13 protein-coding genes are annotated in these 14,336 nt (G+C 63.9%); 2 read left to right on the forward strand and 11 right to left on the reverse strand.

The window, feature by feature from the left end; all coding sequences use genetic code 11:
* Positions 1-1,113: calcium-binding protein (locus AC0L2H_RS31270; RefSeq protein ID WP_473593571.1), on the forward strand; the 1,113-nt coding region annotated here is incomplete at its 5' end.
* Between the two features lie 175 nt (positions 1,114-1,288).
* Here the strand turns inward: AC0L2H_RS31270 and recQ are convergent.
* The 9 genes from recQ to uxaC form a co-directional block, all read right to left on the reverse strand.
* Entirely contained in the window at positions 1,289-3,127 is a 1,839-nt protein-coding gene (recQ, locus tag AC0L2H_RS31275) for a DNA helicase RecQ (RefSeq protein ID WP_473593572.1), read from the reverse strand.
* A gap of 270 nt (positions 3,128-3,397) precedes the next feature.
* Positions 3,398-3,736, reverse strand: a complete 339-nt coding sequence (locus tag AC0L2H_RS31280; RefSeq protein WP_473593573.1) for a cupin domain-containing protein — start codon at positions 3,734-3,736, stop codon at positions 3,398-3,400.
* 18 nt (positions 3,737-3,754) lie between these two features.
* Positions 3,755-4,513, reverse strand: coding sequence for a 2-dehydro-3-deoxy-D-gluconate 5-dehydrogenase KduD (gene kduD, locus AC0L2H_RS31285; RefSeq protein WP_473593574.1), 759 nt, complete (start codon positions 4,511-4,513; stop codon positions 3,755-3,757).
* Positions 4,510-5,367, reverse strand: a complete 858-nt coding sequence (gene kduI / locus AC0L2H_RS31290; RefSeq protein ID WP_473593575.1) for a 5-dehydro-4-deoxy-D-glucuronate isomerase — start codon at positions 5,365-5,367, stop codon at positions 4,510-4,512. The genes kduD and kduI overlap by 4 nt, the downstream gene beginning before the upstream one ends.
* A 22-nt stretch (positions 5,368-5,389) precedes the next feature.
* Positions 5,390-6,166: a FadR/GntR family transcriptional regulator gene (locus tag AC0L2H_RS31295; protein ID WP_473593576.1), complete on the reverse strand. Its 777-nt coding sequence runs from the start codon at positions 6,164-6,166 to the stop codon at positions 5,390-5,392.
* A gap of 9 nt (positions 6,167-6,175) precedes the next feature.
* Positions 6,176-7,456 carry a TRAP transporter large permease gene (locus AC0L2H_RS31300; protein WP_473593577.1) on the reverse strand — a complete coding sequence of 427 codons (1,281 nt, stop codon included), beginning with the start codon at positions 7,454-7,456 and terminating at the stop codon, positions 6,176-6,178.
* A gap of 4 nt (positions 7,457-7,460) precedes the next feature.
* A complete protein-coding gene (locus tag AC0L2H_RS31305) occupies positions 7,461-7,988 on the reverse strand; it encodes a TRAP transporter small permease (protein WP_473593597.1) in 528 nt (175 codons plus the stop codon).
* A 102-nt stretch (positions 7,989-8,090) separates the two neighbouring features.
* On the reverse strand, positions 8,091-9,068 hold the full coding sequence (locus AC0L2H_RS31310; protein ID WP_473593578.1) for a TRAP transporter substrate-binding protein: 978 nt from the start codon (positions 9,066-9,068) through the stop codon (positions 8,091-8,093).
* A 31-nt stretch (positions 9,069-9,099) separates the two neighbouring features.
* Entirely contained in the window at positions 9,100-10,509 is a 1,410-nt protein-coding gene (uxaC, locus tag AC0L2H_RS31315; RefSeq protein WP_473593579.1) for a glucuronate isomerase, read from the reverse strand.
* A 180-nt stretch (positions 10,510-10,689) separates the two neighbouring features.
* Here uxaC and AC0L2H_RS31320 point away from each other — a divergent pair, with 180 nt between their 5' ends.
* Positions 10,690-12,159, forward strand: coding sequence for a mannitol dehydrogenase family protein (locus AC0L2H_RS31320; RefSeq protein ID WP_473593580.1), 1,470 nt, complete (start codon positions 10,690-10,692; stop codon positions 12,157-12,159).
* A 45-nt stretch (positions 12,160-12,204) separates the two neighbouring features.
* Here AC0L2H_RS31320 and AC0L2H_RS31325 read toward each other — a convergent pair whose 3' ends face one another.
* Positions 12,205-12,612, reverse strand: a complete 408-nt coding sequence (locus tag AC0L2H_RS31325) for a F0F1 ATP synthase subunit epsilon (RefSeq protein WP_473593581.1) — start codon at positions 12,610-12,612, stop codon at positions 12,205-12,207.
* Between the two features lie 111 nt (positions 12,613-12,723).
* Positions 12,724-14,304, reverse strand: a complete 1,581-nt coding sequence (gene atpD, locus AC0L2H_RS31330) for a F0F1 ATP synthase subunit beta (protein ID WP_473593582.1) — start codon at positions 14,302-14,304, stop codon at positions 12,724-12,726.
* Positions 14,305-14,336 lie beyond the last annotated feature (32 nt).

Here is a 14,336-nt window from a genome sequence, read left to right on the forward strand (position 1 = left end):
AAATGGGCCTCGCAGAACGGCGAAACCTCGCTTGGCAATACCTCTTCGATGCAAGCCTTTTTCAAGGAACACAACACTCAGACCGGAACTGGGACGACGACACCGCCTCCGACCGACAATGCACCACCTGCCGAGAATCCGCCGCCGGTCGTCAACAACCCGCCACCTGTCGTCAATAACCCACCGCCTGTCGACAACTCACCCCCAACAACCGACAAAGTCGTTGGCACCAGCGGAGCCGACGTTCTCAAGGCAACCAGTGCCCACACAATGATCGGCTATGGCGGCGACGACGATTATTATGTGTATCATGCCGGCGACAAGGTGATCGAGGCCGCTGGCCAGGGCCAGGACAGGGTGTGGACCTCCGTGAGCTATGCGCTCGCGGCCGGCTCGTCAATTGAAGTCCTTGGCACCCAGAAGGATGGCGGCACCACGGCAATCAACCTGACCGGCAACGAACTCGCCCAGACCATCCACGGCAATGCCGGCAACAACATCATCAACGGCAGCGGCGGTGCCGACAAGATGGTCGGCTTTGGCGGCAACGACGATTACTATGTCGACCATGCCGGTGACAGGGTGATCGAGGCCGCTGGCCAAGGCCAGGACAGGGTGTGGACCTCCGTGAGCTATGCGCTTGAGGCTGGCTCGTCGATCGAAGTCCTTGGCACTACGAGCGACGGCGGGACCACCGCAATCAATCTGACCGGCAACGAGTTGGCGCAGAGCATCATAGGGAATGCCGGCGCCAACATCATCAACGGCGGCGGCGGCGCCGATAAGGTGACCGGCCTTGGCGGCAACGACACCTTCGTTTTCAATACCGCCCTTGGGTCTGGCAATGTCGACAGGATCACCGACTTCAACGCGTCCCAGGACAAGATCCACCTCGAGAACGCGATTTTTGCCGGGCTGGGCGCGGGCGCGCTCACAGCCGCCGCTTTCTTTGCCGGGACGGCCGCGCACGACAGCTCCGACCATATCATCTACAACAGTTCAACCGGCGCGCTCTCCTTCGACAGCGACGGCATCGGCGGCGCGGCACAGATACAGTTCGCCACGCTTTCTCCAGGCCTCTCGCTCACGGCAAACTCGTTCTTCGTGACCTGAGCAGGGAACAACATCCCGCGCGGGCTGCTGTGGTCAAGCAAGACCTGCAGCCCTCGTTGCCTGCCTCAACCCCTGCAAGAGTAATTCCAGCAAAAGTCTGTAGCGGTTTTCCGTCCGGAATTGCGTAGCCCTTGGGGCCTTTGAATGCATCCAATCCGCCCACCAGTGGCACTCGCTACACCGAGCCCTCTGACCGGTGCGCAGCAATCGCGCTCAGGAACATCTCCCCAAACTCCCTGAGCTTTGCGGCGCCGACGCCATTCACTTCGGCGAAAGCGTCGAGGTCGCGCGGGCGGCGCTCGGCCATGTCGATCAGCGTGCGGTCGGAAAACACCACATAGGCCGGCACCTGACGTTCCTTGGCTAGGCGCAACCGCAACGCCTTGAGGGCAGCCAGCAGCGAAGCGTCCACACCTTCCGCAGTGGCACCCCCAGCGGAACGCAGCTTGCCGCGCTCGGCGCGATGCCGCGTCTCGACGCGATATTGGAACGGAATCTCGCCACGGCCGAGCGCATGGCCTTTTTCGGCGATGGCGAGGCCGCCATGGCCGGACGGATCCGGCTCCAGGAAACCGCCAGCGACAAGCTGTCGGATCAGCGACAGCCAGAAATCTTTCCTGTGCGCCACTCCGCTGCCGAAGCCGCCGAGCCCTTCATGGCCTCTGGCCAGCACCTTCTCGGTCCCGTGGCCGAGCAGAATGTCGATGACATGGGCCGCACCGAAGCGTTCGCCGCTCTGCGCGACCACCGCCAGGATGATGCGCGCCTCGGCCGTGCCATCCGCGCGCGGCACCTGATCGAGGCAGTTGTCGCAATTGCCGCATGGCGGCGCTTCCTCGCCGAAATAGCCAAGCAGCACCTGGCGGCGGCACTGCGCCGTCTCGCAATAGCCGATCAGCGTATCGAGCCGGCGATGCGCCCGCCTTTTGTGCTCCACAGATGCGTCCTCGTCGTCGATGAAGAGGCGCCGCATGCGGATGTCGCCAAGCCCGTACAGCATATGCGCCTCGGCCTTCCGTCCGTCGCGGCCGGCGCGGCCGATCTCCTGATAGTAAGCCTCCAGGCTGCCCGGCATATCGGTGTGGAAGACATAGGCGACGTCAGGCTTGTCGATGCCCATGCCGAAGGCGATGGTCGCCACCATGACGACGCCGGACAAGGTCATGAAAGCGTTTTGATTCGCTTCACGCGCGTCCTTGCTCATGCCGGCATGATAGGCGAGCGCGGTGACGCCGTTCTGCTCGAGGAACGCCGCCATCTCTTCCGTCTTCTTGCGCGACAGGCAATAGACGATGCCGCTGCGGCCGGCATGACGCTGCACGAAATCCAGCAACTGGCGCTTGCTGTTCTGCTTGGCCTCGATGCCGAGCTTGATGTTCGGCCGGTCGAACCCCAGCACCAGGCTCTCGACGCGCCCCGCGAACAACCGCGCGGCGATGTCGGTACGCGTGGCTTCGTCCGCCGTCGCCGTCAGTGCGATGATCGGCACATCGGGGAAAATGCCGGAGAGCCGCGACAGCTCCTCATATTCGCGCCGGAACGCGGGCCCCCATTGCGAAATGCAATGCGCCTCGTCGATGGCGATCAGGCTTATGTCGAGCCTGGCCAGCGCCTCGAGCATGCGCTCGGTCATCAACCGCTCCGGCGCGAGATAGAGCAGGCGCGTCTGGCCCGCCGCAACACGGCGCCATGCCGCGACATTGGCCTCGCGGTCGAGTGAGGAATTGATCGTATCGGCCGCCACGCCGGCAAGCCGCAATGCCGCGACCTGATCCTGCATCAGCGCAACCAGCGGCGACACGACAAGAGTGAGCCCGCCCAGAACCAGCGCCGGCACCTGGTAGCACAGCGATTTGCCCGCGCCCGTCGGCATGACGGCCAGCACATGACGCCCGGCCAGCAGCGTCTCCATCACGGGTGCCTGGCCGGGGCGAAAATCGTCGAAGCCGAACACGTCCTTCAGGACGCGCCGTTTGGGATCCTCTGCCGGGGCGCTCACTGGCGATATCTGCATCAGGGAATTTCTACAATCGGCGCCGCCCGGAAAGGCGGCGTGGAGAAGGGCTGAAGAGCATCCCCTTCATTGACTGATATTGGATCGTGATTCCAGCCCTGTTCGCTTTCGTACAAAGAACGTACCGCTCCGGCCGGTTAATCCTATCTTCACCAAGATTCGCCAGCTTCGGGCCCTGCGGTGATGTTTCGAGTACCGCGGCGCCGCAAGGCGCCCAGGCAACAACCCGCGCCTCTCCGGAGGCGCGGGATTTCATTTGCGCAAATGCCGTCAGTCGAGAAAGTCGGCGCGGTGCGGCGTAAAACTGTCGACCAGGCGACCCGCTTCGAGCGCCCTGACGCCGTGGACAAGGTTGGACGGGACGATGAAGCTGCTCCCGGCTTCCAGGATTTCCGTCCTGCCGTCGATGGCGACCTCGAAGCGGCCTTCGGCGACGTAGCTCGCCTGGACATGCGGGTGCGAATGCAGCGCACCGACGCCACCCTTGTCGAAGCCGAATTCGACCATCATCAGCTCGTCGGTGTGCAGCAAAACGCGCCTGCGGTTGCCATCCGGTGTCGGCGTCCACGCGCCCTCGCCGGCATGGGCGAAAATCTTCGTTCCAGTCATCGCCAGATCCTTATCCTCTCATCGCGCCAGCCAGCCGCCATCCACCGGCATCACCGCGCCATGCATATAGTTGGACGCCGGCGCCAGCAGGAAGACGGCGGCGTCGCCGATGTCTTCCGGTGCGCCCCAACGTCCGGCCGGAATACGCGACAGGATCGAAGCGCTGCGGTCGGGATCGGCGCGCAGCGCCTCGGTATTGTTGGTCTCGATATAACCGGGCGCGATGCCGTTGACGTTGATGCCTTTTGTTGCCCATTCGCAGGCGAGCAGCCGCGTGATACCGAGCACGCCATGTTTCGAGGCGGTGTAGGAAGCAACGCGGATGCCGCCCTGGAAACTCAGCACCGATGCGATGTTGACGATCTTGCCCTTGCGTCCGCCGGCAAACGCCCGCCTGGCAAAGTTCCGGCAGAGGAAAAAGACCGTCTTCAAATTGATGTCCATCACCTCGTCCCAATCGGCTTCGGTCAATTCGACCGCATCGGCGCGCCGGATGATGCCGGCATTGTTGACCAGCCCATCGAGCGGCCCCTGCTCGTCCCAGACCCGATCGAGCATGCCGGCGGCGGCAGCGGGATCGGCAAGGTCGGCGGCCACTGCCACGAACGTCCCGCCCACCGCCGCGGCCTTCCGTGCCGTGTCGTCCATCGCCGAGCGGCCGACGCCGACCACCGCGCCGCCGGCGCGCGCGATCGACAGGGCGATACCCTGGCCGATGCCGGTGTTGGCGCCGGTGACCAGGATGCGCTTGCCGGCGAGGCTGAAAGCGGCGCTCACCGCAGCTCTTCCATCGCCACCGGATCGACATCGGTATAGTCGACATTGTCGCCGGCCATCGCCCAGATGAACGCATAGTTGGAGGTGCCGGCGCCCGAATGGATCGACCATCCCGGCGACAGCACCGCTTCCTCGTTGCGCATGACGAGGTGGCGTGTCTCATCCGGCTCGCCCATGAAATGGAACACGCGCGCCGCTTCCGGCAGATCGAAATAGAGATAGGCCTCCATGCGCCGGTCATGCACGTGGCACGGCATGGTGTTCCAGACCGAGCCCGGCGCAAGCTGCGTCATGCCGACGACCAGTTGGCAGGTCTTCACGCCGTCGGCATGGATGAACTGGAAGATCGAGCGTTCGTTGCAAGTCGCCTGGCTGCCGAGATCGAGCCGCCTGGCGTCGCCAATGCGGATGAGCCGGCTGGGATGGCTCTGATGCGCCGGCGCGCTGAGCAGGTAGAATTTAGCCGGCTCTGCCGAGTTGCTCGAAGCGAACGACACCTCATTGGCGCCCATGCCGAGATAGAGCATATCGCGCGCCTGCAATTCATAGGACTGGCCTCCGGCCTTCACCGTGCCGGCGCCGCCGATGTTGACGGCGATCATTTCGCGGCGGTCGAGAAAATTCTTGGTCCCCGTCGGCTTGATCGCTTCGAGCGGCAGCGGTGCCTCGGCGGGCATGGCGCCGCCGACGATCATGCGATCATAGTGGGAATAGGTCAGGCTGATGCGGCCAGGCTGAAACAGACCTTCGATCAGGAAATTGTGACGAAGCTCGTCCGTTCCCATCGCCGCGGCGGCAACGGGGTCGATGGCGAAGCGCGATGTGAAGTCCGTTTGATTGTGAATCTGATTCATTGCTGCCCTGACTTCGAGTGGATCATTCGGTTGCCGCGGCCTTGACCGAATCGGCATAAAAAACCTGTCGTGCATGCAGGCGCTCGCGATAGCGTTGCTGGCTGGCGCTGAGATGGGCGCGCATGGCCTCGCGGGCCGCCTCGGCATCGCCCGCCGAAATCGCGTTCAGGATCACCAGGTGCTCGCGTTGCAGCCCGCGCTGATAGACATCGGATTGGGCGATCTCGGTGGACCATGGCGAGGTGACGTCGCAAGGGATGGCGCGGCGTCCCAGCACATCGAGCATCTCGACGTAGAACGGGTTGTTGGTGGCGCTGGCGATCGCCCGATGGAAGGCAAGATCGGCCGGGCCGGTCGGCTCGCTGTCGAGGAGCAGCCGCTCGAACTCGAAAAAAGCTTCCTGGATCGCCGCTTCCTGCGCGGCGTTGCGGCGGACGGCGGCAAGCCCGGCGGATTCGATCTCGATCGCCAGCCGCACCTCGAGCACGTTGAGCGCGATCGAATCCTTGGCTCCCATGTCGGCGGCCAGCGCGCCGAACATCGTCGAAATATGCTCGGTGGCAAAGACGCCGGCGCCCTGGCGCGGCTCGACAAGGCCGTCGGCGGCAAGCTTGGCCAGCGCCTCGCGGATGACGGTGCGGCTGACGCCGAAGGTTTCGGTCAGCTGGCCCTCCGTCGGCAGCTTCTGTCCCGGCTGGATCTCGCCCGCATGCAGCTGCTTTCGAAGCGCCGCAACCACGGTTTCCGAAAGCTTCGGCTTGCGTTCGACCTTCAGGCTGGTCGCCATGTCAGATGCCATTGCCAAACCCTATTTGAACACGCTCGGCAGCCAGAGCGAGATCGCCGGAATGTACGTGACGAGCCCCAGCACCACGAGGCCCGCGCCGTAGAACGGCCAGATCGAGCGCATGGCTTCCCAGACGGATATCTTGCCCACGGCGCAGGCGACGAACTGCACTGCGCCCACCGGCGGCGTGTTCAGCCCGATACCGAAGTTGAGGATCATGATGACGCCGAAATGCACCGGATCGACGCCATAGGCCTGCGCCACGGGCAGGAAGATCGGCGTGCAGATGATGATCGTCGGCCCCATGTCCATGAATGTGCCGAGGAACAGCATCAGGACGTTGAGCAGAAGAAGCACGATCAGCGGATCGTCCGAGATCGCGTTCATGGAGGCAATGAGCGCCGCCGGCACTTTCAGGAAGGCCATCAACCACGAGAACGACGCCGCCATGCCGATGATGAGCAGCACCATGGCCGTGGTGCGCACGGCGCCATGGGTGGCATGGACGAAACTTTCCCAAGTCATCTGCCGATAGACGAAGACGGTAACCAGCAACGCATAGATGACGGCAATGCAGGAACTCTCGGTTGCCGTGAAAACGCCCGATCGTACGCCGCCGAAGATGATCGCGATCAGCAGCAGGCCGGGCACCGCGACAGCGAACAGATGCGCGACGGCGGTGAAGCCCGGAAACGGCTCGGTCGGATAGCCCCGGGAGCGCGCCACGAAATAGGCGGTGATCATCAGTGACAGGGCCAGTAGCAGGCCCGGGATGATGCCTGCCGTGAACAGGTCGGCGATGGAGATCTTTCCGCCTGCCGAGATGGAGTAGATGATCATGTTGTGCGACGGCGGCAGGAGCAGCGCGATCAGCGCTGCCATCGACGTGACGTTGACGGCATAATCCGTTCCATATCCACGCGCCTTCATCTGCGGGATCATCAAGCCGCCTACCGCTGCTGCCTCGGCCACCGCGGAGCCCGAAATGCCTCCGAACAGTGTAGCGGTCGCGATGTTGACCTGCCCGAGGCCGCCGCGCAAATGGCCGACGAGCGAGCCGGCGAAGGCAACGATCTTGCCGGCAATGCCACCGCGCACCATCAAGTCGCCGGCGTAGATGAAGAAGGGAATGGCCAGCAGCGAAAAGACGCTCATGCCGGAATTCAGGCGCTGGAAGACGATGAGCGGCGGCAGGCCCATGTAGAGGACGGTGGCAAAGCTTGCGACGCCGAGGCAGAAAGCGATCGGCGTGCCGATAAGCATCAGAAGGGTGAAGACGCCGAAGAGGATCCAGAGTTCCATGGCGTCAGACCTTCACGTCAGCTGTGTCGAGTTCGGCTGCGACTTCCGCCGGCGGCAGTTCATCGAGCGCATCGTCGATCGGCGCGCCGGAGAGGCGAAGCACGATGCGCTCCAGCGTGAAGAGCACGACGAGCACGCCTCCCGCGACCAGCGGGACGTAGTCCCAGCCCCCTGATATGCCGAGCGACGGCAGGGTAGCGCCCCAGGTCAGTGCGACCAGCTGGCTGCCATACCAGATCATGCCGATGCCGAAGGCGAGCGCGACGAGGTCCGAGATCATCCTCAGCCAGCGCTTGCCGCCTTTCGGCAGCACGTAGAGCAGAACGTCGAAGCCGAGATGATAGTTCTCGCGCACCCCGACGGCGGCGCCGAGGAAAATGAACCAGCTCATCAGCATAACCGAGCCCTGCTCGGTCCAGCTCGGCGAGCGGTTGAGAATATAGCGGCCGAACACCTGCCAGGCGACGAAGACGGTCATCAGCACCAGCCCGATGCCGGCGATCCACAGCGCCGCCGTGCTGACGCGCGACATGACGCGCGCGACACCGGACAGGGGCAATCTCTGTTCTGGGCTGGAGGTCACCGGTTTTCTCCGTAGGAGGATAGCGGCGCGGAATGCCGCGCCGCCGCTTGATCACTGCACGGCCTTGATAGCCTCGACCATGGCCTTCAGCTTGTCGTCCTTGACGTGCTTCTCGTAGACCGGACCCATCGCGTCGATGAAGGGCTGCTTGTCCGGGTTGGTGATCTGCGAACCGCCCGCCTCGACCTTGGCGCGCGATTCCTTGACCTTGGCGGCCCACAATTCACGCTGCCTGGCGACGCTTTCCTTGGCGGCCGCCTTGAAGATGGCCTGGTCTTCCGGCGTCAGCTTGTCCCAGCTCGACTTCGCCATGACGAAGGCTTCCGGCACCATCGTGTGCTCGTCGAGCGAATAGAACTTGGCGACTTCCGCATGCTTGGCGGTGTCGTAGCTCGGAAAATTGTTCTCCGCGCCGTCGATGACCCCAGTCTCGATCGCCGAATACACCTCGCCATACGGCATCGGCGTCGCGTTGGCGCCGAGTGCCGCCACCATGTCGACGAAGATGTCGGACTGGATGACGCGGAATTTCATGCCGGCCAGATCGGCTACGGAGTTGATCGGCTTCTTCGAATTGTAGAACGAGCGCGCCCCGCCGTCATAGAAGGCGAGCAGCACCAGTCCGACCTGTTCGAACGCCGCCGCGATTTGGTCGCCGACCGCTCCGTCCATGACCTTGTGCATATGGTCTTCCGAGCGGAAGATGTAGGGCAGCGAGGGCACGGTGGTTTCGGGGATGAGCCCGTTGAACGGCGCCATCGAGACGCGGTTGAGATCGATCACGCCGGCGCGCACCTGCTCGATCGTGTCCTTTTCCTCGCCGAGCTGCGCGGAATGATAGAGTTCGACCGCGTAGCGGCCAGCCGTACGCTCCTTCACCAGCTCGCCGAAATATTTGACCGCCTCCACCGTCGGATAGCCGTCCGGGTGCGTGTCGGACGAGCGCAGAACCGTCTGGGCGCTTGCCGTTCCGGCCATCAGTGCGGCGGCAAGCAGCGCAGCTCCCGCCAGTTTCGAAAAATGCAACATGACTTCCTCCCTTTTTGACCTGGCGTCCGGCTCAAAGCCGGTACGCCTTCTTTGCAAGCGTATAGGCAAGCTCCTTTGCCAGCTCATGCGCCTCGTCTTCACGCAGCCTATGCTCGGCGACGAGGCGCGCCAGATAGGCGCAGTCGACCCGGCGCGCCACATCGTGGCGGGCGGGGATCGACGGAAAGGCGCGGGTGTCGTCGTTGAAGCCGACGGTGTTGTAGAAGCCGGCCGTCTCCGTCGTCATCTCGCGGAATCGGCGCATGCCCTCCGGACTGTCGTGGAACCACCAGGCCGGTCCCAGCCTCAGCGCCGGGTAGACGCCGGCAAGCGGCGCCAATTCGCGGGCATAGCTGGTCTCGTCGAGCGTGAAGAGGATGATGGTCAGGTCGCGCTCCAGCCCGACGCAGTCGAGCAGCGGCTTCAGCGCCGTCACATAGTCCGTCCGCGTCGGAATATCGAAACCCTTGTCCCTGCCGAACTTCTGAAACATGGAAGGTGAATGGTTGCGCCAGGAACCGGGATGGATTTGCATCACCAGCCCGTCGTCGCGGCTCATCTTGGCCATCTCGGTCAGCATCTGGGCGCGAAACAGTTTGCGCTCGCGCTCGTCATCCGAGCCCCGGCGAATGCGGTTGAACAGCTCCTGCGCCGCGGCATCGGAAAGATTGGCGGTCTCCGCCGTCGGATGGCCATGATCGGACGCGGTTGCGCCGAAACCCTTGAAGAAAGCGCGCCGCTGGCGATGCGCGTCGAGATAGCCGGCCCAACTGCCGGTGTCGCAGCCGCTGATCTCGCCAAGCCGGTCGAGATTGGCCGAAAAACCCTCGAAGTCGGGGTCGATCACGGCATCCGGCCGATAGGTGGGAATGACGCGGCCTTCCCAGCCGCTGTCGCGGATCGCTTTGTGCCATCCGAGATCGTCGAGCGCCCCGTCCGTCGTGGCGATGACTTCGATGTTGAAGCGCTCGAACAGGGCGCGCGGGCGGAAATTCTCCCACCGCAGCAGCGTCGCAATCATGTCGTAGTGACGGTCGGCCGTCGCCGCGTTCAGCGGCTCTTCAATGCCGAACAGATGGGCAAGCACATGATCGAGCCACAAACGGGTCGGCGTGCCGCGAAACAGATAATAGTGCTCGGCAAAGCGCCGCCAGATCGCCCTGCCGTCGGCTTCTGCGGGGGAGCCGGCCAAGCTCGAAACGCCGAGATCCTCGAGGCGCACGCCCTGGCTGAACAGCATGCGGAAAATGTAGTGGTCCGGCACGACAAGCAATTGCGCCGGATCGGAAAATGGTTCGTTGAGCGCATACCAGCGCGGATCTGTATGACCGTGCGGGCTGACGATGGGCAGATCCTTGATGCCGGCATAGAGATCGCGGGCGAGCAAAAGCGAGCGCCCCTCGCCGGCAAACAGCAGATCCGGATCGGTCAATCCTGCCATTTCGGTCCTCCCAAGGATTATCGGTAGGGACGGTAGGAAATAATGTCAACATACAAAAAGTGAATTGTTGTATGATGACTTTGCGCGAAGACTGCCCATTGTACGAAACGGAGCCGGATGTTACGCCGCCGCCGATCTCCCTGATGACGATCCACGCAATCCGACCGGACACGCCGCACCATGACGAGCAGACTCTCCAACGACACGGTTCAGGCATTGCCGGCTTCGGTCGCTGTTCCCTCGTATGACCGCACCCGCATTGCGCCTGGCATCGTCCATCTCGGCGTGGGCGCCTTCCATCGCGCTCACCAGGCGGCCTATGCCGATGAGTGTCTGGCGGCTGGCGAGACGGATTGGGGCATTGTCGGCGTATCGCTGCGCAGCGGCGACACACGCAACGCGCTGGCGCCGCAGGACGGCCTCTACACGCTGGCGGTGAGGGACAGCGGCGGAGAAAGCTTGCACGTCATAGGTTCGATCCTCTCGCTGCTTGTGGCGCCGGAAGATCCCGATGCGGTGCTAGCCGCGCTGACCGATCCGCGCACCCGTATCGTCACGCTGACAATCACCGAAAAGGCTTATCTGCGGGCGGCCGGCGGCGGGCTCGACGCGACTCATCCCGACATCGTCAACGATCTGGCGAACCCGCATATGCCGAAGACGGCGCATGGTTTTCTCGCCGAATCTCTTGCGCGCCGCCGCGCCGCCGGCTGTCAGCCCTTCACGGTTCTCTGCTGCGACAACCTCCCTGCCAATGGCGCGACGCTGCACCGGCTGCTGGTCGAATTCGCCGCGCTGCGGGATGCCTCGCTCGCCCAACATATCGCCGACGAGGTGGCGTTTCCGTCGAGCATGGTCGATCGCATCGTGCCGGCAACCACCGATACCGACCGGATGCGGATATCCGGCCAGCTCGGCGTCGACGACGCCTGGCCGGTCATGACCGAGCCGTTCCGCCAGTGGGTGATCGAGGACGATTTCCCGGCCGGCAGACCTTCCTGGGAAAAATTCGGCGTCACCATGGTTGGCGATGTCGGACCGTTCGAGGACATGAAGCTCAGGCTGCTCAACGGCGCGCATTCGGCAATCGCCTATCTCGGCTTGTTGAGCGGCCATGCGACGGTCGACCGCGCCTTCGCCGATCCGGCGATCCGGCAATTTGTCGACCGATTATGGGGCGAGGCCATCCCGACGCTGCCGCAGGACGCCGGGCTCGACACGGCCGACTATATCGCCCAGCTTGCCCGGCGTTTTTCGAACACCGCGCTCGCCCACCGCACGGCGCAAATCGCCAATGACGGCAGTCAGAAACTGCCGCAGCGCATCGTCGCCTCGGCCATGGAGCGTAGCGAGGCCGGTACTGTCCCCGAGCACCTGACGCTGGTCGTCGCCGCCTGGATCGCCGCTTGCGAGGCGCGCGGCAAGACCTTGCCGGAAAATCATTTCACCGACCCTTTGGATCTGCCGCTGGCGGCGCTTTTTGGTCAGAGCCTGCCAACAGACCAGACAGTGACGGCTGTGTTCGACCTTGCGGGCTTCGCCAAGGACTACGCCGAGCGCCAGACGTTGATTGGACTGACTGCTGCCCATCTCGAACGTCTGCGGCAGGACGGGCCGGCAGGCGCCTTCGCTGCCCTGGGTGTCCAATAGAAAAGCGGCCAAGCCCGCTTTTCAAGCGCTTATGACAGCGAAACCCTACGCCGGCAGGATCGCGCCTTCCAGCGTGGTGAGCTGGCTAAGGAACTGTTCGGCCTTGCTGCGGGCCTGGTCGTCCTTGGCGTCGGCTGCGTCTTCCTTGGCTTCCTGGATGCGGCGGGCAAGGTCGGCGCGATCGATGTCGCCGACGGCGACCGCCGATTCGGCGAGCAGCGTGCAGCCTGAAGGAACGATGTCGGCAAAGCCGCCGAACACCACGTAGCGTTCTTCCTTGCCGGTAGCGGTCTTCACCGTGACGACGCCCGGCTTGATCGTGGTCATGACCGGCGCGTGGTGCGCCATCACGGTCATCTCGCCTTCGGCGCCCGGAATGACGACGGCCTCGACCTGCTCGGAGACAAGCAGGCGCTCGGGCGAGACCAGTTCGAATTGGAAAGCTTCAGCCATGTCAATTTAGTGAGTAGGGAATAGTGAGTAGGGAGTAGGAAGAAAGGACAACAGTCCTGATCGCCCAGCTGCTATTCACTACTGACTACTGACTACTCCCTATTGCCTTGATTACGCCGCTTCGGCCGCCAGGCGCTGTGCCTTCTCGACCGCTTCGTCGATGCCGCCGACCATGTAGAAGGCGGCCTCCGGCAGATGGTCGTAGTCGCCGTTGCAGAGGCCCTTGAAGCCCTTGATGGTGTCGGCGAGGTCGACCAGCTTGCCCGGCGCGCCGGTGAACACTTCGGCGACGAAGAAGGGTTGCGACAGGAAGCGCTCGATCTTGCGGGCGCGGGCCACCGTCTGCTTGTCCTCTTCCGAGAGCTCGTCCATGCCCAGGATGGCGATGATGTCCTGCAGCGACTTGTAGCGCTGGAGGATCGACTGCACCTGACGGGCGACCTGGTAGTGCTCCTCGCCGACGACCATCGGGTCGAGCATGCGCGAGGTCGAGTCGAGCGGATCGACCGCCGGGTAAATGCCCTTTTCCGAGATCGCGCGGTTGAGCACGGTCGTCGCGTCTAAGTGAGCGAACGAAGTCGCCGGCGCCGGGTCGGTCAGATCGTCGGCCGGCACGTAGATCGCCTGCACCGAGGTGATCGAACCCTTGGTGGTGGTGGTGATGCGCTCCTGCAGCGCGCCCATGTCGGTGGCGAGCGTCGGCTGATAGCCCACGGCCGAAGGAATACGGCCGAGCAGCGCCGACACTTCCGAGCCCGCCTGCGTGAAGCGGAAGATGTTGTCGACGAAGAACAGCACGTCCTGGCCCTGGTCGCGGAAATATTCGGCGACCGTCAGACCGGTCAGGCCGACGCGCGCGCGCGCCCCCGGCGGCTCGTTCATCTGGCCGTAGACGAGCGCCGCCTTGGAGCCTTCGCCGCCGCCCTTCTTGTTGACGCCGGACTCGATGAACTCGTGATAGAGATCGTTGCCTTCGCGGGTGCGCTCGCCGACGCCGGCGAACACCGAGAAGCCGCCATGCGCCTTGGCGACGTTGTTGATCAGCTCCTGGATCAGCACCGTCTTGCCAACGCCGGCGCCGCCGAACAGGCCGATCTTGCCGCCGCGAGCGTAGGGCGCCAGCAGATCGAGAACCTTGATGCCGGTGACCAGGATCTGCGCTTCCGTCGACTGTTCGACATAGGTCGGGGCCGGCTGGTGAATCGAGCGCATCTCGATGCCGTTGACCGGGCCTTCCTCGTCGACCGGCTCGCCGATGACGTTGATGATGCGGCCGAGCATGCCCGGGCCGACCGGCACGGTGATCGGCGCGCCGGTGTCATAGACCTCCTGGCCGCGAACCAGGCCTTCGGTCGAGTCCATGGCGATGCAGCGCACGGTGTTTTCGCCGAGATGCTGGGCAACCTCGAGCACCAGGCGGTTGCCGACATTGGAGGTTTCCAGCGCGTTCAGGATCGCCGGCAGATGCTCGCCGAACTGCACGTCGACGACGGCGCCGATGACCTGGCGAACCTTGCCGGCGAGGCCGGTTTTCTTGATGGAAACGCTCGGCGCCTTGGCCGCGGCGGCCTTGGCGGGCGCTGCCGCCTTCTTGGCCGGAGCCGCCTTTGCCGCTGCTGCCGGAGCCTTTGCCGGCGCCGTCTTCGCGGCGGTCTTTGGGGCCGCCGTCTTCGGGGTCGCTGCTTTCGCCATCGTCTTTACCCTTCTCGTCCTTTGTTTCTCAC

The organism is Mesorhizobium sp. WSM4871 (assembly GCF_055811295.1).

What these genes read in the sequence shown, in the direction of transcription:
- AC0L2H_RS31280 (WP_473593573.1), bottom strand. Translation starts at nt 3,736, where the DNA reads ATGACTGGAACGAAGATTTTCGCCCATGCCGGCGAGGGCGCGTGGACG.
- recQ (WP_473593572.1), bottom strand. Translation starts at nt 3,127, where the DNA reads ATGCAGATATCGCCAGTGAGCGCCCCGGCAGAGGATCCCAAACGGCGC.
- AC0L2H_RS31310 (WP_473593578.1), bottom strand. Translation starts at nt 9,068, where the DNA reads ATGTTGCATTTTTCGAAACTGGCGGGAGCTGCGCTGCTTGCCGCCGCA.
- AC0L2H_RS31295 (WP_473593576.1), bottom strand. Translation starts at nt 6,166, where the DNA reads ATGGCATCTGACATGGCGACCAGCCTGAAGGTCGAACGCAAGCCGAAG.
- AC0L2H_RS31305 (WP_473593597.1), bottom strand. Translation starts at nt 7,988, where the DNA reads ATGTCGCGCGTCAGCACGGCGGCGCTGTGGATCGCCGGCATCGGGCTG.
- kduI (WP_473593575.1), bottom strand. Translation starts at nt 5,367, where the DNA reads ATGAATCAGATTCACAATCAAACGGACTTCACATCGCGCTTCGCCATC.
- AC0L2H_RS31320 (WP_473593580.1), top strand. Translation starts at nt 10,690, where the DNA reads ATGACGAGCAGACTCTCCAACGACACGGTTCAGGCATTGCCGGCTTCG.
- AC0L2H_RS31300 (WP_473593577.1), bottom strand. Translation starts at nt 7,456, where the DNA reads ATGGAACTCTGGATCCTCTTCGGCGTCTTCACCCTTCTGATGCTTATC.
- AC0L2H_RS31325 (WP_473593581.1), bottom strand. Translation starts at nt 12,612, where the DNA reads ATGGCTGAAGCTTTCCAATTCGAACTGGTCTCGCCCGAGCGCCTGCTT.
- atpD (WP_473593582.1), bottom strand. Translation starts at nt 14,304, where the DNA reads ATGGCGAAAGCAGCGACCCCGAAGACGGCGGCCCCAAAGACCGCCGCG.
- uxaC (WP_473593579.1), bottom strand. Translation starts at nt 10,509, where the DNA reads ATGGCAGGATTGACCGATCCGGATCTGCTGTTTGCCGGCGAGGGGCGC.